This window comes from Rhizobium sp. M10, from assembly GCF_002531955.1.
In the GTDB taxonomy this organism is placed as follows: domain Bacteria; phylum Pseudomonadota; class Alphaproteobacteria; order Rhizobiales; family Rhizobiaceae; genus Rhizobium; species Rhizobium etli_C.
In genome coordinates this window covers 52,043-74,392 of the sequence record NZ_NWTA01000022.1, presented here as the reverse complement: position 1 = coordinate 74,392, position 22,350 = coordinate 52,043, and the positions used below count along the sequence as shown (strand labels likewise).

Annotated in this window: 21 protein-coding genes; 11 read left to right on the top strand and 10 right to left on the bottom strand. The window is 62.2% G+C overall.

Features of this window, described 5'->3' with window-relative positions; genetic code table 11:
* Nucleotides 1–43: 43 nt before the first annotated feature.
* Nucleotides 44–946, bottom strand: coding sequence for a LysR family transcriptional regulator (locus CO671_RS26355; protein WP_097608436.1), 903 nt, complete (start codon nt 944–946; stop codon nt 44–46).
* Between the two features lie 187 nt (nt 947–1,133).
* On the opposite strand from CO671_RS26355, the gene CO671_RS26350 reads away from it, so the two are divergent.
* Nucleotides 1,134–1,859 (top strand): SDR family oxidoreductase, encoded by a 726-nt coding sequence (locus tag CO671_RS26350; RefSeq protein WP_010029620.1) that lies wholly within the window; start codon nt 1,134–1,136, stop codon nt 1,857–1,859.
* On the top strand, nt 1,853–2,341 hold the full coding sequence (locus CO671_RS26345) for a RidA family protein (RefSeq protein ID WP_097608392.1): 489 nt from the start codon (nt 1,853–1,855) through the stop codon (nt 2,339–2,341). Before CO671_RS26350 ends, CO671_RS26345 begins: the two co-directional genes overlap by 7 nt.
* Nucleotides 2,342–2,395: 54 nt before the next feature.
* Here the strand turns inward: CO671_RS26345 and CO671_RS26340 are convergent, their stop codons facing one another.
* Entirely contained in the window at nt 2,396–2,935 is a 540-nt protein-coding gene (locus CO671_RS26340; protein WP_010026513.1) for a Pycsar system effector family protein, read from the bottom strand.
* A 128-nt stretch (nt 2,936–3,063) separates the two neighbouring features.
* Here CO671_RS26340 and CO671_RS26335 point away from each other — a divergent pair, with 128 nt between their 5' ends.
* Together CO671_RS26335 and CO671_RS26330 are read left to right on the top strand one after the other, a co-directional pair.
* Entirely contained in the window at nt 3,064–6,834 is a 3,771-nt protein-coding gene (locus CO671_RS26335) for a FecR domain-containing protein (RefSeq protein ID WP_097608391.1), read from the top strand.
* Entirely contained in the window at nt 6,834–8,816 is a 1,983-nt protein-coding gene (locus CO671_RS26330; protein ID WP_097608390.1) for an adenylate/guanylate cyclase domain-containing protein, read from the top strand. The genes CO671_RS26335 and CO671_RS26330 overlap by 1 nt, the downstream gene beginning before the upstream one ends.
* Nucleotides 8,817–8,989: 173 nt before the next feature.
* Here the strand turns inward: CO671_RS26330 and CO671_RS26325 are convergent, their stop codons facing one another.
* Nucleotides 8,990–9,571: a TetR/AcrR family transcriptional regulator gene (locus CO671_RS26325; protein WP_097608389.1), complete on the bottom strand. Its 582-nt coding sequence runs from the start codon at nt 9,569–9,571 to the stop codon at nt 8,990–8,992.
* 140 nt (nt 9,572–9,711) lie between these two features.
* Between CO671_RS26325 and CO671_RS26320 the strand changes: the two genes are divergently transcribed.
* Nucleotides 9,712–10,269, top strand: a complete 558-nt coding sequence (locus tag CO671_RS26320; RefSeq protein ID WP_097608388.1) for a DUF308 domain-containing protein — start codon at nt 9,712–9,714, stop codon at nt 10,267–10,269.
* A 161-nt stretch (nt 10,270–10,430) separates the two neighbouring features.
* Entirely contained in the window at nt 10,431–11,411 is a 981-nt protein-coding gene (locus CO671_RS26315; protein ID WP_097608387.1) for an SDR family oxidoreductase, read from the top strand.
* 924 nt (nt 11,412–12,335) lie between these two features.
* On the opposite strand, the gene CO671_RS26305 is transcribed toward CO671_RS26315, so the two are convergent.
* On the bottom strand, nt 12,336–13,088 hold the full coding sequence (locus tag CO671_RS26305; protein ID WP_097608435.1) for a nucleotidyltransferase domain-containing protein: 753 nt from the start codon (nt 13,086–13,088) through the stop codon (nt 12,336–12,338).
* Nucleotides 13,089–13,361: 273 nt separating this feature from the next.
* Here CO671_RS26305 and CO671_RS26295 point away from each other — a divergent pair, with 273 nt between their 5' ends.
* Nucleotides 13,362–14,057, top strand: coding sequence for a fumarylacetoacetate hydrolase family protein (locus CO671_RS26295; RefSeq protein ID WP_097608384.1), 696 nt, complete (start codon nt 13,362–13,364; stop codon nt 14,055–14,057).
* Between the two features lie 11 nt (nt 14,058–14,068).
* Nucleotides 14,069–14,599, top strand: coding sequence for a gamma carbonic anhydrase family protein (locus CO671_RS26290; protein WP_097608383.1), 531 nt, complete (start codon nt 14,069–14,071; stop codon nt 14,597–14,599).
* Between the two features lie 129 nt (nt 14,600–14,728).
* On the opposite strand, the gene CO671_RS26285 is transcribed toward CO671_RS26290, so the two are convergent.
* The 3 genes from CO671_RS26285 to CO671_RS26275 form a co-directional block, all read right to left on the bottom strand.
* The gene (locus CO671_RS26285) at nt 14,729–15,436 is read right to left on the bottom strand and encodes an isoprenylcysteine carboxylmethyltransferase family protein (protein WP_097608434.1); all 708 of its coding nucleotides are present in this window, start codon (nt 15,434–15,436) and stop codon (nt 14,729–14,731) included.
* Between the two features lie 221 nt (nt 15,437–15,657).
* A complete protein-coding gene (locus CO671_RS26280; protein ID WP_097578911.1) occupies nt 15,658–16,059 on the bottom strand; it encodes a hypothetical protein in 402 nt (133 codons plus the stop codon).
* A gap of 342 nt (nt 16,060–16,401) precedes the next feature.
* Nucleotides 16,402–16,974 carry a transglutaminase-like cysteine peptidase gene (locus CO671_RS26275; RefSeq protein WP_097608382.1) on the bottom strand — a complete coding sequence of 191 codons (573 nt, stop codon included), beginning with the start codon at nt 16,972–16,974 and terminating at the stop codon, nt 16,402–16,404.
* A gap of 190 nt (nt 16,975–17,164) precedes the next feature.
* On the opposite strand from CO671_RS26275, the gene CO671_RS26270 reads away from it, so the two are divergent.
* Both CO671_RS26270 and CO671_RS26265 read left to right on the top strand, forming a co-directional pair.
* Complete coding sequence (locus CO671_RS26270) at nt 17,165–18,106, top strand: hypothetical protein (protein ID WP_097608381.1); 942 nt, start codon at nt 17,165–17,167, stop codon at nt 18,104–18,106.
* 277 nt (nt 18,107–18,383) lie between these two features.
* Nucleotides 18,384–18,749, top strand: coding sequence for a hypothetical protein (locus tag CO671_RS26265; protein ID WP_010028760.1), 366 nt, complete (start codon nt 18,384–18,386; stop codon nt 18,747–18,749).
* Nucleotides 18,750–19,015: 266 nt separating this feature from the next.
* Here CO671_RS26265 and CO671_RS26255 read toward each other — a convergent pair whose 3' ends face one another.
* Genes CO671_RS26255 through CO671_RS26245 form a run of 3 tightly spaced genes read right to left on the bottom strand, consistent with a single transcriptional unit; the run spans nt 19,016 to nt 21,199 of the window.
* Nucleotides 19,016–19,414, bottom strand: a complete 399-nt coding sequence (locus CO671_RS26255) for a Fur family transcriptional regulator (protein WP_004679676.1) — start codon at nt 19,412–19,414, stop codon at nt 19,016–19,018.
* Nucleotides 19,411–20,226, bottom strand: coding sequence for a zinc ABC transporter permease subunit ZnuB (gene znuB / locus CO671_RS26250; RefSeq protein WP_010030612.1), 816 nt, complete (start codon nt 20,224–20,226; stop codon nt 19,411–19,413). Before znuB ends, CO671_RS26255 begins: the two co-directional genes overlap by 4 nt.
* Complete coding sequence (locus CO671_RS26245) at nt 20,219–21,199, bottom strand: metal ABC transporter ATP-binding protein (RefSeq protein WP_097608379.1); 981 nt, start codon at nt 21,197–21,199, stop codon at nt 20,219–20,221. The genes znuB and CO671_RS26245 overlap by 8 nt, the downstream gene beginning before the upstream one ends.
* A 101-nt stretch (nt 21,200–21,300) precedes the next feature.
* On the opposite strand from CO671_RS26245, the gene znuA reads away from it, so the two are divergent.
* Nucleotides 21,301–22,326: a zinc ABC transporter substrate-binding protein ZnuA gene (gene znuA, locus CO671_RS26240; protein WP_097608378.1), complete on the top strand. Its 1,026-nt coding sequence runs from the start codon at nt 21,301–21,303 to the stop codon at nt 22,324–22,326.
* Nucleotides 22,327–22,350 lie beyond the last annotated feature (24 nt).

Sequence of the window (22,350 nt, the reverse complement as noted above, 5' to 3'; positions counted from 1 at the left end):
GCGCCGCCGCGCGGGCCGCTTCAATTTTCGGTGATGGCACCCCTCAATGCAACGGCAGCCACAAAGGACTTTTCCATGCCTTCAGCGCGTCGAGGAAGACCTGCAGGCGCAGGGGCAGGAAGCGGCGCGTGGGATAGACGGCGTGCACGAAGATTTCCGGCGACGACCAGTCCGGTAGCAGGCGGATGAGCGCGCCTCCTCGGATCTGCTCGTCGCAATAGGTCGAAGGCAGGAGACCAATGCCGTGGCCACGATAGGTGAAGGCGCTGACCGCATCGAAATCGCGGCTCGATGCCGGCCCCGACACGCGCACGTCGGCCGATTTGCGGCCGCTGACGAGATGCCAATCCGCTTCGCCGTTGCGCCCGTTCAGGAGCACGCACCGATGGTCCTTGAGGTCTTCGGGCTTTGTGGGAAGCGCCCTCTCCTTCAGATAATCCGGGGCGGCGACCAGATAGCGCACGCTCTTGCCGAGCCGCTGCGCGACGATGGTGGAATCCTTGAGGTCGCCGAAGCGGATGCCGAGATCGATATTCTCCGCGACCAGATCAAGGAACAGGTTAGTGACGAAAAGATCGACTTGGATCTCGGGATAGGTCTTCAGGAAATCGGAGATGAATTCGTAGAAGACCTCTTGGCCCAAGATAACCGGCACCGAGATCTTCAGCAGGCCTTCCGGCTTTCTCTGCGCTTCAGTCAGCGCCTGCTCGGCGTCGATGAGATGAGCAAGCGGCTCGCTGCACCTGTCGTAATAGGCCCGGCCCTGCGCGGTGAGGCTGAGCTTGCGGGTTGTGCGCTGGATCAGCGTCACGCCGAGCTGCTCTTCGAGCGACGTCACCTTCCGACTGACGGTCGAAACAGGCATGCCGAGCGAATGGGCGGCGCGGCTGAAGCTGCCATATTGCGCCACCTTCACGAAGACGGCGATGTCGTTGAGATCGGCCATGCCGGCATTTTTGCACTGATGCAAAAGAGAATCCAGATATTTCCATCTAATCGAGCAATGACGTTTTCGCCATATTCACCTTGCGAAAACAACCAACAACCCGATGGCGGCGCGATCGCGGCGGCCCCATCTCGAGCGACCCACCTTGCCAGGCCTGCGTTGCCCGAACCAGATTATGGAGTTCAACATGACCAAGCAAAGGACTGTCATCGTCACGGGCGCCTCCCAGGGTATCGGAGCAGGGCTCGTCAACGCCTTCGTCGAGCGCGGCTACAACGTTGTTGCCACCTCGCGTCAGGTCAGCGCTTCGGATGCCTTCCAGGCTTCCGACAGGCTGGCTCTGGTCGACGGCGACATCGGCGATCCCGAAACAGCGGCCCGCGTCGCCAAAACCGCAATCGACCGGTTCGGTTCGATCGACGCGCTCGTCAATAATGCCGGCATCTTCTTCACCAAGCCGTTCGTCGATTACACGATGACCGACTTCCGTAAGCTCTCGTCGACCAATCTCGAAGGCTTCCTGCACCTGACGCAGCGGGTCATCAGGCAGATGCTCGCCCAGAAGACGGGCGGCAGCGTCGTCAGCATCACCACCCCGCTGATCGACCATCCGATCGCCGGCATGCCCGCTTCCGTGGCGATGATGACCAAGGGCGGCATCGACGCGATTTCGAAGAACCTTGCGATGGAATATGCAAGCGAGGGAATCCGCGTCAACACGGTCGCCCCCGGCGTCGTCGACACGCCCCTTCACAAGGACAATCCGAAGGAGTTCCTGAGGACGCTGTCGCCGATGACAGGCATTTCGAATGTCGATGAAATCGTCGACGCGGTGGTCTTCCTCACTGAAGCTCCGCGCGTCACCGGGGAGGTGCTGCACGTCGATGGCGGCGCACATCTGGGCAAATGGTAAACCATGAGAAAGCGCAGGCAGCCGGCGCGGAACGGCGGCTGCAGGAACTCGGCATCATCCTTCCCCCGCCGCCGACACCCTTTGGGGCCTATGTCGAGGCGACGAGAACAGGCGATCTGGTCTTCTTCAGCGGCATGCTGCCGGTTGTCGGCCACGAGCCCCGCTATATCGGCCGTGTCGGCGGCGCGCTGACATCGGAAGACGGTCGCAAGGCAGCCGAGACGGCGACGCTGAGCGCGCTTTCCGCCGCCAGGGATTATCTCGGCTCGCTGGACAGCGTCGTGAGGGTCGTGAAGCTCGGCGTCTATATCGCCACCGAGGGCGATTTCCGCGACCACCCCAGGGTCGCCGACGGCGCGTCCGAGTTGCTGCTTGCGGTCTTCGGCGAGGAAAAGCTCTCCGGCCGCGTCGTCCTCGGCGTCGCCAGCCTGCCCCTCGGCATGCCGGTCGAGATCGAGCTCGTTATCGAAGTCGAGGATTGAATGAGCGGGGCGCGCGTCTCAGCGCGCGCCCCGCATTCTTGCCTTCGCTTGCGCTCAGCCTGCCGCCAACAGCAGCACATAGGCAATGACGCTCACCATCAACCCGCGAAAGGCGAAGGTGACGCAGCGGTATTTGCTGCGGGCGATGCAGGAAAGAATTTCGGCGTTTTCGAGATACTGATCGAAAAGATAGCGCTCGTCGCGCCGCAGCGCCGCCTCGAAGAACAGGTCGCGGTGCTTGGGCCAGGCGCCCCAGAAGAGCGAGGTCGACGTGCCCAGACGACGGGGCAGCACGACGAGAATGGCCGAGAGGATGGAGAAGACCGAGGCTGCGGCAAGCAGGCCCGAGAACAGAATGCTTCCCGGCGCGCCACCGACATAACGGGCCAGGCTGAAGACTGCCCTCACATCGCTGGAGCTGACCAAAAAGGCGAGCATGAAAGTAAAGATATAGGCGGCCTTCTGGTCGGATATCTTTATCTGATCATAAAATATGTCGTTGATTTTCTTGATGTGGTCAAAATACTCGGTGCTGACATCTCCGCTCGACGGCCTGCTCAGCATAACCTCCGTGACATTTTCGAATTCGCTCACCTGAATACTCCATCCCTAAAGTGTTTCCCTGATATTACACTTCGCGACGAAAGCAAGAACACGTGTGCAACGCGCTTGACTTTTCCACTCTGCAAAGACAAAGGGGAAGCGGGGTTGGGGTCGAGGTCATGCGGGGTTATTCCAGTAACATCTGTCGCATTGGGGTGGCGCTGGCGTTTGCCGTGCCCGGTTTCGGGCTGCCGGCGATGGCCGATCCCATTCAGCGTGCAACCCCGGTCGCCGGCTCCGTCATCGCCCGCAAGACCGGCGAGGAGGTCCGCTTCATCGACGTGTCGGACTGGCGCATCGTCGACATCAACCAGGATCTTCTGACCGGCGACGTGCTGCGCACCAATGCCAACGGCCAGCTCGCCATCGTCTTTTCCGATCACACCCAGGTCCGCCTCGGCCGCAATTCCTCGCTGCAGGTCAAGAAGATGGCCGCAAGCGGCGATACGGTGCTCGAGCTTCAGGCCGGCACCATCTGGGCCCGCGCCCAGCGCGGCGGCCAGGACCTGACGGTCGAAACCCCGGCCGCCGCAGCCGCCATCCGCGGCACCGACTGGACGATGACCGTCGACGGCGCCAAAACCTCGATGATCGTACTCGAAGGCCGCGTGGCGCTCTCCAACCCGCAGGGCAGCGTCGAGGTGAGCGAGGGCGAAGGGGCGGTCGCCACCATCGGCCAGGCGCCGACCAAGATCATCAGCGTCAATCCCGACGACCGGGAACAGATGCTCTTCTATCTCGACCTGCGCGACGGCTTCGACCTGATGCCGACGTCGCCGCTGCGGGCCGACCGTATGGCCACCGAGCGCCGCCGCCTGCTGGCGCTGCCGCCGGAGCGGCGCACGACCGAGGACTGGCTGGAACTTGCCGAAGTGCAGAGCGCCTTCGACGGCCGCCAGGCTGCGGCTGCAACCTTGCAGAATATCCGCGGCCGCAAGCTGACGGCAGCCCAGCAGGCCCGCGTCGACCTGATCGACGCCACCATCGCCGGCGCGGAGAAGCGCTACGGCGACGCCGCCAGGCTCTTCCGGAAGGCCCTGCCGCATCTCGATCCGACCCGCCGCAACATGGCGCAATATGGCGGCTATTTTGCCCGTTCGCTGGCCGATCCCAAGCATGCCGAGCCGGCGCCGGCCACCACCTCCGGCCCCTATGGCGCGATCATGCAGGCCTATACGACAGGCTTTCTCGAGAACCCGCGTGCCGCGATCGAAATCATCAAGAAAGCGGAACAGCGCTATCCCGACGATCCGACCCTCCCGGCGGTCCGCGCCCAGCTGGCCCAGCTCACCGATGACCGCGAGCAGATGATGCAAGCGATAGAACGCTCGCTGGCGCTCGACCCTGATCACCCGATGGCGCTCTCCGCCCGGGCGAGTTACAAGGCGGTCTATGAGAGCGACATCAACGGCGCGCTTGCCGACCTCAATCGCGCCATCGAGCTTGCTCCCGGTGGGTCAAGCACGCTGAATTCGCTCGGCCTGCTGCAGAGTTCGCGCAATGCCAATGGCGAAGCGGAGAAGGCCTTCAAGAAGGCGATCGAGCTCGATCCGCAAGACCCGCTGCTGCACGCCAACCTGGCAATCCTCTATCTCGACCAAGGGCGGATGAAGGAAGCCAAACGCGAGATCGACACGGCAATCGCGCTCGATCCGTCCTTCGACATCGCCCTGCTCGCCCGCGGCCGCTACTACTTGCAATCTGGCGAGCGCGACGAGGCGCTGCAAGACCTGCTCGCCGCCAGCACCACCAACCCGGCGCATTCGCAATCCCAGCTGATGCTCGCCGCCGCCCATTATGAAAAAGGCGACCGCATTCCGTCGCAGCAGGCGCTCGACAATGCCGACCGGCTCGACAACAACGACCCGGTTATCTCGTCCTTTCGCACCGCCGTCGATATTGACGATTACGACGCCGACGGCGCGATCCGCAACGCCCAGGAATACCTGCGTCGCTCCCGCGCCCGCGGCGGCGATTACAGCGGGCTCGGCGCCAATGCGAGCGCCGGTTCGACGCTCAACAACGCCTTCCGCCTGCAGGGCCTGGATGCCTGGGGCCGCTACTACGGCGATGCCGCCTTCGACCCCTTTAAAGGCACCGGATACATCGACCAATCGATCAAGGGTAGCATCTTCCCTTACGTCAACGCGACGAGCTTCAGCGATGACAATGTCATCCAGAACCGCGGCAACGCGTCGAGCTACTCGTCCTTCATCCAGGGCCTGCTGCTTTCTCCGCACATGCTGTCGGGCCGTTCGCGCTCGGCAACGCTGTTCGACGTACCGTTCATCGAAGGCTCGCTCGGCGGCGGCATCAACAGCGTCGACGGCCATACCAGACGCATCGGTGAAGCCGATATCCAAGGCTATTCCAACGAGACGATCCCGATCAGCTTTTACGGCAATCTGACCTGGGAAGAACTGGCGCTCGATGGGGACTACCGCGACTTCGGCGGATATGCGACCGACAACAAGCTGCTCGGCGGCAACGGCTATCTGACGGCGACGGTGACGCCGGATGACCGCGTCGTGGCCTATTTCAATCATGCCAACAATGATGGAACGTTGAATGCGCTGTCGACGGACCCCTCGCTCTCGGACGCGCTGAACCCCGTATTGCGCTTCTTCGGCTTGCCCCTGGCGCCGGACGAACTGCCGCTCTACACGACTCGGCGAGACACCACCCGACTTACCAGCGCCGGCCTCGGCTGGAGCCATACCTTCGCCTATGAGAACGTCCTGAGCGCTGCTGTGCTCTATCAGCAGACCGAAGCGAAAACCACCAACGACATACAATTCGACTGGGCAGACGTGCCGCTTCTCGGCGGCCCCGGCCGGGACATCAGGCCTTTCCTGCAAACCAGCGACGAGAATGACTCGAAGGCCTACATCGCCGCGCTCAGCCACAGTATCGGGGATGGATCACTGACCTGGCGTTACGGTATCGAGGGCGGATGGCTCGACGCGTCGCGCGAGACCTATTTCCATCTCGAGGATGTCATTCCAGGGCTCGTCGACGGCGTAACCGACGGACCGACGGAGGTTGAGACCCGCATCAATATCGGCCGCGCCTATGTCGATCTCCTGCACGAAATCACACCGAACCTGAAGGGCGAATATGCGCTCTTCGGCACGCGCCTGGAAGGCGACGGCGTTGACGTCAGCCGGCTCGAACCACGCTTCGGCCTTGCCTGGGCGCCGACGCAGAACCATTGGCTGCGCGCCGCTTTCATGCGCCAGAGCGCCGACACGGGCGTTCCCACGCTTGCGCCGATCGGCGTCCTTGGCCTTCAGGCGAACCAGTTCTCCGTCGGCACTGAGGGTTACGTCGATACGGCGGCCTTCGAATGGGATGCCGAATGGACCGATCGTTTCTTCACCACGGTGGAGTACCAGCATCAGGAGCTCCATGATTTTTCGATCGGTCTGCCACTGATCGCTCTCCCGGCCGTCGACAGCTTTCCGCTCTCGCGCGGCAGCATCGACCGCGCCGCCGTAACCGCCAATGTTGCGCTCGGCAACGGTTTCGGTCTTTCGGCCACCTACGCCTACATGGATTCCGAAAACAAGGATCCGGGGACCTTCAATTACGGCGGCTCGCTCCCCTATATCCCGAAGAATTCCGGCCAGATCGCGCTGACCTGGGTCAACGAGGCCAAGGTCAAGGCGACGGTGGCGGCAAATTACATCGGCGAGCGCGACGGCGACGATCTCGGCACCAAGCTCGACGACTATTGGAGCCTCGACGCCCACCTCGTCTGGGAACCCTTCGACAAGCGCATCGAGCTCGAGGCCGCCGCCTATAATCTGCTCGACGAAGAGTTCGAGATCACGCCCGGCGTGCCCGGCTGGGGCCGCGCCTTCAAGGGCACCCTCAAAGTCCGCTTCTGATGCGTGCGCAGGACAACCGTCGGCAGGCCGGACTGAACGGCGGCCAAGCCGGACGCCGCCGCCTCCGGCTGCTGGTGCTGTCGCTGACCGTGCTGGTCGCCATTTCGCTTCTATCGCGCCTGCCCGCCTGGTCGCTGCTGGAGCTCAGAAGCTTCGACTATCTCTCGACGTTCGACGATCCGCGTCCGCCGCAGGGCGGACCCGTCATCGTCGCCATCGACGAGCCCTCACTCGCCGATATCAACGCGCAATGGCCCTGGCCGCGCAGCCTGCATGCCGAGCTCATCAGCCAGCTGCGTGCAGCCGGCGCCCGCGTCATCGGCCTCGACATCATCATGGCCGAGCCCTCCAACCCCGGCAATGACGCGGCGATCGCCAAGGCCGTCGGTCCCGATGTCGTACTTGCCGGCGACGAAACGCTGATCGAGACGCCACAGGCCTCGCAGCTGATCCGCGCCACGCCGCTGCCGGCGCTGACGCAAGCCGGTGCCGTGACCGGCATCGCCTCGATCGATCTCAGCGGCGACGGCATCTTCCGCCGCATTCCGGGCTATGAGGACGGCTTTGCCGCCATGCTGGCCAAGGCCTCGGGCGCGGAGGCGGAGATCCTGCCGGCCGGCCGGCTGATCCAGTCCTTCGGCCCGGCCCGCAGCTACCCCACGGTCTCATACTACCAGGCGCTCGATCCTCAGAATCTGTTGCCGCCGGGTTATTTCAAGGACCGCGTCGTCCTCGTCGGGCTCAGCCTGCAGAATGCGCCTGAAATCGACAAGGGCGGCGTCGACGCCTTCGCGACACCCTATACGGTTCATACCGGCAAGCTCGTCTCCGGCGTCGAAATCCAGGCGACGATTTACGACAATATCCGCTACGGCCTGTCGATCCGCGAAGCGCGCCTGCTGGCGGTCGCCGCCTGCATCCTGATCTCGGTGCTGCTTGCCGCTTTCACCGTCTGGCGCTCGACGGGATGGCTGACGATCGTGACCAGCGCGGCCGCCCTCCTCGCCTTCGCGACTGTCAGCTTTGCCGGCATCCGGCTTGGCCATGTCTTCGTTTCGCCGCTCGGGCCGACGGTCGCCTATATCGCGGTCGCCTTCGGCCAGGCCGCCTTCGACTATGCCGAGGAGCGCCGCAACAAACGCCAGATCATCCGCGCCTTCGCCCAATATATCTCGCCCGACCTCGTCCGGCGCCTGTCGAACGATCCCTCGCAGCTGAAGCTCGGCGGCGAGCGGCGCACACTGTCGGTGCTATTTTCCGACGTGCGCGGTTTCACCACCATCGCCGAGACGCTGAAGGACGATCCAGAGCAGCTGACCGGCCTGATCAACCGGCTGCTGACGCCGCTCTCCGACGTGGTGATGGATCATGGCGGCACGATCGACAAATATATGGGCGACTGCATTATGGCCTTCTGGAATGCACCGCTTGACGATCCCGACCACGCGCTGCACGCCGTGCGCGCCTCACTCGCCATGCAGGCGGCGATCTCGCGGCTGAATGGCCAGCTGGAGCAGGAGGCGGCCGCACTCGGCCGCAAGCCGCACATCTTGAAGATGGGTGTCGGCATCAACACCGGCGAATGCATCGTCGGCAATATGGGCTCGACCCGCCGCTTCGACTATTCCTGCCTCGGCGACAGCGTCAACCTCGCCTCGCGCCTCGAAGGCGCCTCGAAGAATTACGGCGTGGCGCTGCTGCTCGGCGAAGAAACCGCAAGGCTGGTCGCCGCCAACTACACGGTGATCGAACTCGACCGCATCATCGTCAAGGGCCGCACCGTGCCCTCGCCGATCTATACCGTCGTGCATAAGGCCGATGCCGAAGCGCTGGCCGCGCATGAGGATTTTATCGAGGCGAAGTATGCCGGAACGCTTGCGTCATCCGAACCTGTTTTCGACACGCTGGCAGCAAAAATTCCGGAGCTTGCCGCCTATTATACGATCGTGCGGGATTCGCTGGTTAGCGATGCTGGGGAGTGACGGAACAGCATTTCGCGATACATGAGTTGGGCGCGGCCCCCTCCAATGCCCCTCATCCTGAAGTGCGAAGGCCAAAGGCCGGAGCCTCGAAGGACACGCCGCAACGCTGCGCCGTGCATCCATCAACCGTCAGGCAAAGGACCTTGGGACAGGAGATTGGCGAAAGGAGATCGTTATGCGGCCCGCAGCCTTGTGATCTCAGGTGCAACCACTGCGATGAACAATCCGGGATCGCCCAGAGCCCTCGCCGAAAGCATGGCCCCATGAACCGAGGCCATCAGCATCTGGGCGTGCTCTTGCGGCCGCTTGTCGAGCTGGAACAGGTTCTGCTCGACGCCGGCCTGCAGCACCGAGGTCAGCCATGCCGCAAGATTTCGGAAATGGGCGCGAACGCGTGATGCCACCTCATCGGGCAGCATCTGCATTTCGCTGGCAAGCATGGCGCAGATGCAGAAGGGCTGCGAGGCGTTCTCGATGCAGGTACGCCAGTAGTTGACGTAGAACTGCAGCTGATCGGCAGGGCTTGCGGCCTGCTCGCGCAAAGACTGCAAACCCGTCTCCGCCTGTTTGGCGTAACGGTCCACCAGCACTGCGACCAGCTCGGCCTTCGCAGGAAAATGGTGGTGGATGCTCGCCTTGCGGATGCCGATCGCGGCCGAGATGTCGGCATAGCTGAAGCCGTTATAGCCGCCCGCCACGATGAGCGACTGGGCGACGTCGAGAATTTTATCCGAGGTGGAAGCCATTGATTTCATGACGCCGCCTACCTTTTGGTAGGCATATTGTCAAGCCCACGCGGCCTTCCTCCTGCTCACGATGAGGTGTTCGGGCGATGCATTGACTCGAGGTTTTTGCCTTCCTACTAGTAGGCAGGCAAATCAAGAAGGACCTGCCGATGCAAAACAATTCCTCCCCTCAGCCCAACTGGCTGCGATCCTATTATTTCACGCGCGCCGCATTCTCTCTGATCTGGATTGCCGCCGCCATTCTCTCGGGCGGGCAATCCGGCCCTGCCGCCTTTCTGCTGCTGATCTATCCTCTGTGGGATGCCGCCGCCAACCTGGTCGACGCCCGCGTCAATGGCGGCCTCAAGGCCAACCCTTCGCAGGCATTGAATGTCGTCGTCAGCATCGTCACCACGCTCGCCGTCGTCATCGCCCTCGGCAAAAGCAACTATGCCGTTCTCGCCGTCTTCGGGGCATGGGCGATCCTTTCCGGGCTCTTGCAGCTCTATACGGGTGTCAGGCGCTGGCGCATCTACGGCGCCCAATGGGTGATGATCCTCAGCGGCGCGCAATCGGCGCTCGCCGGCGCCTTCATGATCAGCCGGTCTCTCGGCGCCGCTTCGCCGACGATTCTTGACATCGTTCCCTATGCAGGCTTTGGCGCCTTCTATTTCCTGCTTTCCTCGCTCTGGCTTGTCGCCGCAGCTTACCGCAAGGCACAGGCATAAGCGCGGCGTGCCATGACGGCGGCAAGTTCGACCCCATTTGCCGCCGTCGAAACGACGAGCTCCGACGGTCGCGCTGCACGAGATTTGCGGGAGACGATCAGCTTCTTTCGCGCTATGAAGAGCCATCCTTGCTCCCGCCCACAGATCCCGAGGTCACGCCTATGGCTTTGAACGTTCTCTTCATCGGCGGCACCGGCCAGATTTCCTACCCCTGCGTCGAGCGCGTCGTTGCCGCGGGCCACCATGTCAGCGTCTTTAATCGCGGCTTGAGAAGCGCTCCCCTGCCCGCGGGCGTGAACTCGATCGTCGGCGAACTCGGATCGGGCGCTTATGCGGACCTCGCCAAGGCCGATTATGACGTCGTCTGCCAGTTCATCGCCTTCACGCCCGACCAGGTCGCCCGCGACATCGAGGTCTTCTCCGGCAATTGCGGCCAGTACATCTTCATCTCGTCGGCCTCGGTCTATGAAAAGCCGCCGCGTCACTATGTGATCACCGAGGAGACTCCGGCGATCAATCCTTACTGGCCCTACAGCCAGGCCAAGATCGCCTGCGAGGAACTGCTGAAAAAATCCGGCAACCTCGCCTGGACAATCGTCCGCCCCAGCCACACGGTCCGCACCGGCCTGCCGATGATGATGGGCGACAGCGATATCATGGCGAGGCGCATGCTGGACGGCGAGCCCATCATCGTGGCCGGCGACGGCCACACGCCCTGGACGCTCACCCGCTCGGCCGATTTTGCCGTGCCTTTCGTCGGGCTCTTCGGCAAGCAGGCGGCGCTGAACGAGATCTTTCACATTACTTCCGACCGCGCCCACATCTGGGACGATATCCAGAAGGCGATCGCCAGACTGCTGGACGTGGAGGCGAAGATCGTCCACGTGCCGACGGACACGCTGATCCGTTATAACGAGGAGTGGGTCGGCCCGCTCCTGGGTGACAAGGCCTGGACCGCGATCTTCGACAACTCGAAGGTCAAGGGCGTGGCGGGTGATTTCACCTGCGCCGAAAGCCTCGACGAAATCCTTGCCGACTCGATCATGCACCTCAGGCAACGCCTGGCCAAAAACCGCCCGCCGAGGGGCGAACTCGATGCCCTGATCGACAGGATTTGTGCGGAGCAAGGGGCTCTCGGCTAGGATATTCCGAGGGGCGTGAACCGATAGCGACAACGAGCGGCGGGAGGCGCCACCGCCTCGTCTGCAGATGAGAATGACCGGCCGAATATAAGGCCGGCCCTACTCTATTTCTTTCTTACATTGATATTGACCGTTACGTCCTTAATTGTTCCTTCGCCGTAGGACACCCTCACCTTATACACATCCTTTCCGGAGTATCCGCTATTGGAAGTATAATATTCGGACACGCCAGGCGATTTCCTGGAATTGCACCTGATCTGAGGGGCGCCAGTCGGGTAATGTGAGGAAATCTTTTCACTAACGAATTCTACCGATCCATGCGCGGGGGGCTGTACCAGTTTTATGCTCGGCATTGTCGCAGCGGTGCAGTCTGCATTCAAATTGTACGACTGGCCCATTTTTGTCCGCTCTCCACTCAGAGCCCGGCTCTGGTCCTGGGAAACTTGAACACCATCCTTGTTGGTGACGCATCCGGACAGACCCAAAGTTACGGAAAATATGGGAATTAGAATATGGTTTGTTCTGAAAAATCGCGAACCTGGCACTCTTCTTTCATCCTCTGATTTTAATAATATTACAATTCACCTTATCCAACTGGCACCTCATTGCAATGGCACGGGTCGCCTCGCCAGGGGATCCGGCTTTAGATGCTCTGTCCTTGCCGGAATGCGAGATATTGTCCGTCCACCGAACGCAAAGGGCCATTCTCCAACGCCCTCCTTGGGCGCGGCATCCTCCAAGGTTCCTCATCCTGAGGTGCGCAGGCCAAAGGCCGGAGCCGACGCTGCTCCTTGCATCCATCAACGTCAGCGCACCCGCCTCCCCCTTCGAGGCCCCTGCGGGGCACCTCAGGATGAGGCTCTCGTGGACGCCGGCGCCTTGGCAACGCCCGCGGACGAGACCAATGGCGCGGCTTCCTCGTCGCTATTCCAGCCGCCGCGCCTCCATCGGGGCCTCCTGCCTGAAGCCGTCGAAACAGCGGCCGCCGTGCAAAGCGAGCTCGCTGTCGGCCAATGCCAGCAGCCGGCTGCCGTCACCCTGCACCGCCAGCGTGAATGCAGCATCGAACTCGGCTGCGAGCCGTGCATCGAGCTTCCTGATGAGACGCGGCGCCCACTTGCCGCGGCCGGTCCATATGCCGCGCCCAAGCAGGATCAGATCGGCAAGTCTCGGGTAGAGCAGCGCGGCGATGGCGGCGATTTCTTCCGGCGGGCGGTCGCCGCGCAGGTCATCGGCGAGATCAGTGACATGATAGCGCAGCATGTCGTAACCCGCGCCGGCAAGCGGTTTCGGCCCTGCGGCGAGCACATCCGCCGCCTTTGCCTGGATCAGGCGCGCACGCTCGGCGTCCGGCCCGACGATGCTGCCCGTCGCAACCATGTTGACCATGACGGGACAGCCGCTCTCCGCGTCCTGGTGGAGGTAATGCGCCAGTGTTTCAGGATCATGGACGAAGGCCTCCACAGGAAAACCTTCTTCGGAGAAGGACTCCCGCCAGGCTCTTTCCAACGACGGAAACATCACGACTAGGTCGATATCCGAGAAGGCGGTGCCCTCGCCGCGCATGATGGAGCCGGAGACATAGGCAAAGGCGGCCCCGGCATAGCGGCTGGCAAGGGCGCGGCGGGCGACGGCAAGCGCCTGCTCGGCAAGAATCTGTTTCTTCACATCCACGATCTCGTTCCTCGAATGCGGGAGGCGAGCGGGCAAACAAAAACCCGCTCGTTTCCGGCGGGTTGGGTCTCGGCAGCAATGAACGGACTTCAGTTCACGCGTCTGCCACCCACCGCCGAGGCGGTGGTCGTAGACGTCGAAACTGCAAACATCCTGTTCATGGCGGCGAGGATATCGCCCGGCAGCGATAGCGTCAATCTGCCGAGAATGCTTCCCCGCCCCGCCGTTTTCCGTCTAAGATGCGGGAAAGACTCGTTGAACAGGAAGAGCCCGCCCATGTCCGATCTCGCCACCGTCATCCCGCTTCCCGCCCCGGTTCTGCTACCGGTCGATGGCCGGGACGATCGTTTTCCGGTGCGCCGCGTCTATTGCGTCGGCCGCAACTATGCCGACCATGCGATCGAGATGGGCCATGATCCCAGCCGCGAGCCGCCCTTCTTCTTCCAGAAAAATGCCGACAACCTGCTGCCGGCCGGGCAGGCCTTTCCCTATCCGGCGCTCTCGAAGGACGTGCATTACGAAGTCGAATGCGTGCTGGCGCTGAAATCGGGCGGTGCGAACATTGAAGCCGGCCGGGCGCTCGACTGCATCTACGGCTATGCCGTCGGCATCGATTTCACCCGCCGAGATCTTCAGGGTGAGGCAAAGAAGCTCGGCCGCCCCTGGGAACTGGCCAAGGCCTTCGAACATTCCGCGCCCGTCTCGCCGATCGTGCCGGCCAGCCGCATCGGCCATCCCGGCGAAGGCCGGATATGGCTGGAGCAGAACGGCAAGCGCGTCCAGGACGGCAATCTCAACCAGATGATCTGGAAGGTGCCGGAGATCATTGCCGAACTCTCGAAACTCTTCGTGCTGGCGCCCGGCGATGTCATCATGACCGGCACGCCAGCCGGCGTCGGCGCGGTGTCGAAGGGCGACCGTATCACCTGCGGCATCGACGGCGTCGCAACGCTGTCGGTCGAGGTCGTCTGAGGGAGCTTTCCATGCCTGTCTACGCGCTTGGCGGACTAACGCCGAAACTGCCGCCCGCCGGCCTTCACTGGATCGCCCCGGACGCCCATGTCATCGGCGATATCGAGGTCGGCGAGAATGTCGGCATCTGGTTCGGCTCGGTGCTGCGCGGCGACAACGAGAAGATCACCATCGGCGCCGGCACCAACATACAGGAAGGCGTCATGGCCCATACCGACATCGGCTTTCCGCTGACGACGGGAGAGAACTGCACCATCGGCCACCACGCCATCCTGCACGGCTGCACGCTCGGCGACAACGTGCTGATCGGCATGGGCGCGACCATCCTGAACGGCGCCAAGATCGGCAATAACTGCCTGGTCGGCGCCAATGCACTGGTGACCGAAGGCAAGGAATTTCCGGATAATTCGCTGATCGTCGGGGCGCCAGCGCGTGTCGTGCGGGTGCTCGATGAAGCGGCGGTGGAAGGCATTCGTCGCTCGGCGGAGAATTATGTGAAGAATTGGCAGCGTTTTGCGCGAGATCTGAAGCAGATCGGGTGATCGGCGGGGCGGGTGGCCGCCCTCGCCCTTCGAGGCCCCTACGGGGCACCTCAGGATGAGGTCGGAGAGAGGTGGCGCTTTGCCTTCCTGAGAACAATCGCGGGCCGGCAACCGCTGGCGCCGTCCCCCTTACCAGACACCGGGAACCCACCTCCAGCGCACCCGATCCATATACTCCTCGTACCCCTCGAGCCCACGGCGCAACTCCATTTCTTCCCCCAGCGTCCGGCCGAACAGCACAACGACCAGCAGCCCCACCGGGATCAGCGCATAGAGCGAGCCGAGCGACAGCGCCATGCCTGCGGCGAGCACGATGGCAAAAACATATCCGGGATGGCGGATGACGGCATAGGGTCCGGTGTCGATCACCTTGTGGTCGCGGTCGGTCTGGATGCGCACGGTCGGCTCGAAATACCGGTTGACCGATTGCGCCCAGGTCAGGCCGAGATAGCCAACGATCATCACGATATAGCCGGCGAGCACGACCCAGTCGGGTTGCGGCGCCCAATGGAAACGCCCGTCGTCGAACGCCCCGACCGGAAGAATGGCGGCAAAGAGAAACATCGTCAGCGTCGCCACCACCGCATCCCAGCGCTTGGTGCCCCGCTGATATCGGCTGCGCGCCGCAAACAGCTCGGGATTCGTCCGCCAGATCCAGACGATCGCAATTGCTGTCAGCGCAAGAAAAAGGCCGAGGAAGATCCAGCCGCGCGGCCAATCAAGTGTGCCGGCCGGCCAGAAGAGTGCGGCAAACATCACCGCGACGGTGATAGTCAGCGATCCGATCGGTGGCGCGGCCACCAATGACCGGCCGGGTCGATTGTCCTTTTGCGTCATGACCATTCCTAGCATCATCGGGCCAAGCGCCCGCACTGCCGACAGCGGCCGCTAAAATCTGGCAACCCTACGCGGAATTTAGGAGGCGAAGCGCGCGCAACAACCCGATGGCAATGCAGCCGGTGAAAGTCGACGCCGATCGCAGCGCCGCCTCTGCAGCCAGAGGTCGCGTTCTCCGCAACTGCCGTTGCGGCAATGGGGAATATCGCTGAAAAACTGCCTTATTCGGCCGCTTCCATGAACTGGCTCGCTCCAGACGAAGCGGCGAGCGCCCGAACCCTGGCTTCCGTCTTGGCGATCAACTGATAGAATTCGTCCTGCGCTTCGACATCCAGTTGAATGACCGCATTGACATCATCGGGCGTATCGCAAACACAGGCGACCGCCGAAATGGGACAGATGCCACCGGGGTAACGCTTGCCGGTCCCCGTATATGCGCGACGGCCCCAACGCTCGGAATAGACCGTTTCCTCGCGATCGAGGTGGAGGATCGTTCCCTTGCAGGCGGTCACAATGGCCGCCTTGCCGTAAGCGAACCAATGATAGTTCAGCCTGCGGAGAATATATTTGCCAGTGATGTCTTCGCCAGCCAATTCGGCAGGGTCTTCTATCATTCTGATCATGACGACGTCCTCAACGTCTGGGCAATATCGTTCAAGTCTTGTTATTCAGCAAGTCGAAAAGCGCTGCTTTTGGAGGCACTTAGTCACAAAGTGTTTCCGATTCTTACATCGCGCCTGTTCAACGCAGATCTTCAGACGCACAATTCTTCGTCGAATTTACCGCGACCTGCACCCGTTTCGCCTTTGCCGCGGTCGCAGCGATGTTCATTGTGCTTCTCCACTCAGGTTCGATATGTCTCGATAACGGCCCGAAAGCCGCAGGACGGTGCAGGAGATGGGGCCAGTTTCCAGGCACGCGAGCCGGATCGCCAGGCATCTTTGCGTTTGCACGACGCGTCTGGTTCAGGAGAATTCGCCGGCACGGGGACCGGCAAGCGTCACCCGCCAGCCGGTTCGCGACTGAAAATCCTGGGTGGCTAAGAACGTATAGCCCGTCGAACGCCAGAGCCTGACGGCGCTGGACAGATTGTCGAGCACGTAATCGCCACCGTCCGTGCGAGCAATGAGCACGACGTGATTTTGATCATCCGGGCCGATGACCACCGAAAGCGCCAGCTTGTTTGACGGAAAACCGGCGTCGATCAGCTCCTTCATCTTCTGGAGGGCATAGTCCTCACAGTCGCCCCGGCCGGCAACCGGGAGAGACCAGACATCCCCGTGGGAAGACGGACGATCTTCCGCAGGAATGATGCGTCCATTGACGGCCCGGTTGACCTTTTGAAGCAGCGCTATGCCTGCCGCGTCGTGCAGTTGTTGGGCCGCCGCCCTGCCGCACAGCCACTTATACTTGGCGCAGGCCGCCGCGAATCCCACAGGCGCGCCGATACTTCTCGTCACAGGCAAGGAGGATCCGGCAACAGCCTGAAAAGGCACAAGAAAGGATAAAATAACAGCAAGCGAAAAGAGACGCTTCATAGCTGATTCCCCTTATTTCACTTTTACAATAACACGGCCAAAGTAAAAATTTATTAAAATTTTATACTTGTAAATTTAACCGTAATATCTAATATGGACAGATTAGCTATCGTTTATTCTTCACGTTAATTGATCGTTAGTATAGAAGGTCTCCCAGTTAACATTCGGTTAACCCTGGGAGACGATTGAAATGAGCAGCAGAGCATCGAAATTCGGCGTCGCCGTTGCTTTCCTTCTGGCAAGCAGCAGCCTGACCATGGCAGCCCCGACGGTCGTCAATTGTAATTCCGCCGTGCGCGGCACGCTCGAATACCGGCTGTGCATGCCGACCAGATCAATTCCCGCCGGCAGCAAGTTCAACCCGAACGACAACGATCGCGGCAGCCGAGGCATTGGCGGCGGCCAGAAGACATCTAGCACCGGTTCCACTGCCGAAAGCGGCGGCAAGAGTGGCAGTGGCAATCAGGTTGCGGATGATGGCGGAAACGACACCGGCGACGACACCGGTGGCAACTCTGGCGACAATACTGGTGACGACAACGACCATGGCCACGATCATCACGGCGGCAAGGGCGGCAAGGGCGGCAAGGATCACGATCATGGCAAGGATGGCCATGGCAAAGGCAACCACGGCGGCAAGGACCGTGATCATCACGGCGGCGACAAGGGTGGCAAGGATCACGGGCACGACAAGGACGGCCCAGGCAAAGGCGGCAAGGAAGGTCACGGGAAGGGTGATAATGACGGTCCGGGCAAGGGCGATAACGGCGGCTCCGGCAAGAGCGACAATGGCGGCTCCGGCAAGAGCGATAACGGCGGCTCCGGCAAGGGCGACGACGGCGGCTCCGGCAAGGGCGACGACGGCGGCTCCGGCAAGAGCGACGACGGCGGCTCCGGCAAGAGCGACAATGGCGGCTCCGGCAAGAGCGACAACGGCGGCTCCGGCAAGGGCGACGACGGCGGCTCCGGCAAGAGCGACGACGGCGGCTCCGGCAAGAGCGACAACGGCGGCTCCGGCAAGAGCGACAACGGCGGTTCCGGCAAGAGCGACAATGGCGGTTCCGACAACAGCGACAACGGCGATTCCGGCAAGAGCGACAACGGCGGTTCCGGCAAGGGCGGACAGAACTGAACTTGTCATCGCAGAGACGCAAAGGGTGAGGCCGGTCTCCGGCCTCACCTTTCTTGGATCATCGGCTTAAACCTCAATCGGCGGCCATTACCGTTCTGAAAGAGACATGGCGGCGAACTCGACGAGCTGGGCTTCCCCGCCAGATTCCCGATCATAGTCCGGCAATCGACCTTGTGTTTTGCCGCCCGCGCTCGATATGAGTCTAATCGGCCAGACGCCTGCTCCCCTGTTTAGTCCTGGGAACAGCGTGCCGGTGCCCTGCCAGCAGGAGACTCTCATGGTCGAAGCGATCAACCCGATCTCCGCCACCGCCGCATCCGAGCCCACCAAGATCGGCACAAGCACCTCTATCAGCTCGGAACCAGACAACGCCTGGGTCGCCGCCCGCCAGTCGCAGATCACCGCCGATCGGCAGGCATCCCGAGAGATGGCGCGGAAGCAAAGCGCAACCGAGCTCATCCCCCATGCGGATCTGGCTGATGAAGACGAAATGCATCAACGCAAATGGAGTGCGAGATCGCAGGAAGAGAAAGAAGCCGGCGAAACTGCGGAACAACCGACCTTATCAGGCGAAAGTGAGCGGATCGGCACCCGTAACTTCGATGACGCCGCGCCCTTTGGTAAGCGCGAGGCGATCGTCTAGTTTAGTGTACGCAATAGGACTATCTTCCTTCGCCAACAGAAGATCTGGCGAGGATGCTTCCCACCCGTCCTCATTCCTGTGCTCGTCACAGGAATCCAGTGCGCCCAAGTCCTTGGGCGCGAGAAACCCTTGAAAAGTAACGGAGTCATTCACCGCGCGGACGCGCTGTGGCTGGATTCCTGTGACGGGCACAGGAATGAGGTGGGGAGGTGAGCACTCCCCGTCAAAATTCGCTCGGCGTGATAGGCCGACGACAGTATTACCACTTACGCCGCACAAGCCTCGCACAGACCGCGGATCTCGATCGTCGTTTTCTCAGGCTTGAACTTCTGCCCGCGCACCCAGGCCATCAGCCGGTGGTCGACCTCATGGTCGTGGAACTCCATCACCTGGCCGCAGCTTTCGCAGATGGCGAAGGCGACGATGCCGTGGCTGTGGCAGTTCTCGCCCGGGTGGGCGCAGGCGACGAAGGAATTGATGCTTTCCAGCCGGTGCACGACACCGTATTCGAGCAGTTTCTCCAACGCCCGGTAGACCTGCAGCGGCGCGCGAAAACCATGATCGCGCAGCTTGTCGAGGATGGTGTAGGCGCTGAGCGGGCCTTCCGCCTTTTCGAGCACGTCGAAAACCAGCGACTGGTTCTTGGTGAGTTGCGGTGTCGTCATGAGCCTTGTCCTTGCGCGACCGCGCGATGGCGCCTGACGGGAAGCAGGCTGAGAATGAAGAGAATGAGCGCAGCGACCACGATCGAAGGACCTGACGGCGTGTCGTAGGTGAGCGATCCGAACAGCCCGCCGACGACGGCCACCGCCCCGATCAGCGAGGCAAACACTGCCATGATCTCCGGCGTGACCGAGAAACGCCGCGCCGCAGCCGCCGGAATGATCAGCAGCGACGTGATCAACATGATGCCGACGATCTTCATGGCAATCGCGATGACAACGGCCATCAATAGCATGAAGAACAGCCGCGCCCGCTCGGGCCGCAGCCCCTCGGCCTCGGCAAGCTCGGCATTGACGGTTGCCGCCAGAAGCGGCCGCCAGAGCCAGGCGAGCGCCGCGAGCACGAACAAGCCGCCGCCCCAGATCAGCGCGATGTCGGTCCTGGAGACGGCGAGGATATCGCCGAACAAGAAGGCGATGAGATCGATCCTGACCCAGCTCATGAAGGCGACCATGACGAGGCCGATCGCCAGTGTGGCATGCGAGAGGATGCCGAGCAGCGCATCGGCCGACAGCGCCTGACGCTTCTGCAGGAAGAGCAGCAGCACCGAGACGAGGGCGGCGACGGCGAAGACGGCGAGCGTCAGGTTGAGTTCGAAAAGCAGCGACAGCGCCACGCCGAGCAGCGCCGAATGGGCGATCGTATCGCCGAAATAGGCCATGCGCCGCCAGATGATGAAGCAGCCGAGCGGCCCCGTTGTCAGCGCCAGCCCGACACCGGCAAGGATGGCGCGCACGAAGAAATCGTCAAGCATGGCGGCCCTCCCCGCTGCGGGAATGGGCGTGTTCATGCGCATGATCGTGTGCGTGATGATCATCGCGAGCATGCGCATGGGCGTGGCCATCCCCGGCATGTGCGTGCTCATGCCCGTGGTCATGCGCGTGCTCATGGCTGCCATGAACGTGCCCATGCCCATCATGTGCGTGATGGCCGTCCTCGGGATGGCAATGATCCGTCACGGTGCCGTCGGCATGGCGCACGCGCCCGTCCGGCAGATGCGTGTGATCGTGGTGATGGCTGTAGACGGCAAGCGTCTGGGCAGCACGGCTGCCGAACAGGCGCACATATTCCGGGCTGCGGCTGACGGCCTCGGGCGTGCCGCGGCAGCAGACATGGCCGTTGAGGCAGATCACCGTGTCGGTCTCGGCCATGACGACATGCAGATCGTGCGAGATCAGCAGGATGCCGCAGCCGCTGGCATTGCGGATCGATTTGATGAGATCGTAAAGGGCGATCTCGCCAGAGAAATCCACCCCCTGCACCGGCTCGTCGAGCACCAGCAGATCGGGCTTGCGGGCGATGGCGCGAGCCATCAGCGCCCGCTGGAATTCGCCGCCGGAGAGATGCTGCACCTCGGCATCGATCATATGGGCAATGCCGGCGGCTTCGAGGGCTGCCTGCATGTCGCCCTGCCGCAGCGGGCCGGTCAGCGTCATCAGCCGGCGCACCGAAAGCGGCAGCGTCCAGTCGATCGAGAGCTTCTGTGGGACATAGCCGACCTTGAGCCCGGCCAGCCGCTCCACCCTGCCCTCATCCGGCTTCAACACGCCGATCGCCGCCTTGGCGCTCGTCGATTTGCCCGAGCCGTTCGGCCCGATGAGCGTGACGATCTCGCCGCGCGACACGGAAAACTCGACGCCGCGCACCAGCCAGCGGCCGCCGCGCAGGACGCCGACATTCTCAAGCGAAACCAGCGGTTCGCCCTTCTTGTTTGCGGGAGAGAGCATCAAATTTTCCGACAGCGCTGTTGCATCCTGCTATTGCACACGTTATAGCATAACGCAATTGATGTAATAACATAACACCTGCAATTCAAGCGGAGCACCTGATGAAACGCGCCCTGCGGCCTCTGAAAACGTGGGCCTTCAATATCCCCGCAGTCCTCTCCATTCCGGCTTTGGCGATCCCCGCTTTGCTCTTTGCCGGCACGATGCGGGCGGCCGACGCGCCGGTCGTCGTCACCTCGATCAAGCCGATCCATTCGCTGGTTGCGGCGATCATGCAGGGCGTCGGCGAACCGGAGCTGATCGTCGATGGCGCCGCCTCCCCGCATACCTACAATCTGAAGCCTTCGAACGCGCGCGCCCTGCAGGAAGCCAAGGTGATCTTCTGGACCGGCCCCGGGCTCGAAGCCTTCCTGGAAAAGCCGTTGCAGGCACTGGGCTCGAAGGCAAGCATCGCCGAGCTCGACAAGGCCCCCGGCCTCGTCAAGCTGCCCTTCCGTGAAGGCGGCGCTTTCGAACCGCATGACGATGGTGATGATCACGACCATGCCGCCGAAACCGGGCATGACAATCATCACGAGCATGATCATGATCATGACCACGAGCATGGCGCCTTCGACACGCATCTATGGCTCGACCCGATGAATGCCAAGGCGATGGCCGCCGAGATCACGACGACGCTGGTCGCCGCCGACCCCGCCAATGCGCTGACCTATCAGGCCAATGCCAAGGCGCTGGACGACAGGCTGACGGCGCTGGACAAGGAGATCGCGGCCACTGTCGCGCCCGTCAAGGACAAGCCCTTCGTCGTCTTCCACGACGCTTACCAATATTTCGAACGCCGCTACGGCATCCGCGTCGCCGGCTCGATCACCGTCAGCCCGGAAACCATTCCCGGCGCCGAGCGCGTCTCGGAAATCCACCGCAAGGTCGGCGAACTCGGCGCAACCTGCGTCTTTGCCGAACCGCAATTCGAGCCGCGCCTCGTCAATGTCGTCATCGAGGGCACCAGCGCCAGATCCGGCGTGCTCGACCCGGAAGCGGCGACGCTGAAGGCCGGCCCCGATCTCTACTTCACCCTCATGCGCGGCATCGCCGAGAGCATGAAGGCCTGCCTCTCCAGCGCATGATTGCCGTGCAATCTCCTGGAGAGA

Excerpts from the sequence above, each read along its gene's own strand:
- CO671_RS26345 (WP_097608392.1), top strand. The coding sequence starts at position 1,853 with ATGGTAAACCATGAGAAAGCGCAGGCAGCCGGCGCGGAACGGCGGCTG.
- znuB (WP_010030612.1), bottom strand. The coding sequence starts at position 20,226 with ATGCTTGACGATTTCTTCGTGCGCGCCATCCTTGCCGGTGTCGGGCTG.
- CO671_RS26290 (WP_097608383.1), top strand. The coding sequence starts at position 14,069 with ATGCCTGTCTACGCGCTTGGCGGACTAACGCCGAAACTGCCGCCCGCC.
- CO671_RS26325 (WP_097608389.1), bottom strand. The coding sequence starts at position 9,571 with ATGAAATCAATGGCTTCCACCTCGGATAAAATTCTCGACGTCGCCCAG.
- CO671_RS26350 (WP_010029620.1), top strand. The coding sequence starts at position 1,134 with ATGACCAAGCAAAGGACTGTCATCGTCACGGGCGCCTCCCAGGGTATC.
- CO671_RS26295 (WP_097608384.1), top strand. The coding sequence starts at position 13,362 with ATGTCCGATCTCGCCACCGTCATCCCGCTTCCCGCCCCGGTTCTGCTA.
- CO671_RS26320 (WP_097608388.1), top strand. The coding sequence starts at position 9,712 with ATGCAAAACAATTCCTCCCCTCAGCCCAACTGGCTGCGATCCTATTAT.
- CO671_RS26285 (WP_097608434.1), bottom strand. The coding sequence starts at position 15,436 with ATGACGCAAAAGGACAATCGACCCGGCCGGTCATTGGTGGCCGCGCCA.
- CO671_RS26265 (WP_010028760.1), top strand. The coding sequence starts at position 18,384 with ATGGTCGAAGCGATCAACCCGATCTCCGCCACCGCCGCATCCGAGCCC.
- CO671_RS26245 (WP_097608379.1), bottom strand. The coding sequence starts at position 21,199 with ATGCTCTCTCCCGCAAACAAGAAGGGCGAACCGCTGGTTTCGCTTGAG.
- CO671_RS26280 (WP_097578911.1), bottom strand. The coding sequence starts at position 16,059 with ATGATCAGAATGATAGAAGACCCTGCCGAATTGGCTGGCGAAGACATC.
- CO671_RS26275 (WP_097608382.1), bottom strand. The coding sequence starts at position 16,974 with ATGAAGCGTCTCTTTTCGCTTGCTGTTATTTTATCCTTTCTTGTGCCT.
- CO671_RS26335 (WP_097608391.1), top strand. The coding sequence starts at position 3,064 with ATGCGGGGTTATTCCAGTAACATCTGTCGCATTGGGGTGGCGCTGGCG.
- CO671_RS26270 (WP_097608381.1), top strand. The coding sequence starts at position 17,165 with ATGAGCAGCAGAGCATCGAAATTCGGCGTCGCCGTTGCTTTCCTTCTG.
- CO671_RS26315 (WP_097608387.1), top strand. The coding sequence starts at position 10,431 with ATGGCTTTGAACGTTCTCTTCATCGGCGGCACCGGCCAGATTTCCTAC.
- CO671_RS26355 (WP_097608436.1), bottom strand. The coding sequence starts at position 946 with ATGGCCGATCTCAACGACATCGCCGTCTTCGTGAAGGTGGCGCAATAT.
- znuA (WP_097608378.1), top strand. The coding sequence starts at position 21,301 with ATGAAACGCGCCCTGCGGCCTCTGAAAACGTGGGCCTTCAATATCCCC.
- CO671_RS26330 (WP_097608390.1), top strand. The coding sequence starts at position 6,834 with ATGCGTGCGCAGGACAACCGTCGGCAGGCCGGACTGAACGGCGGCCAA.
- CO671_RS26255 (WP_004679676.1), bottom strand. The coding sequence starts at position 19,414 with ATGACGACACCGCAACTCACCAAGAACCAGTCGCTGGTTTTCGACGTG.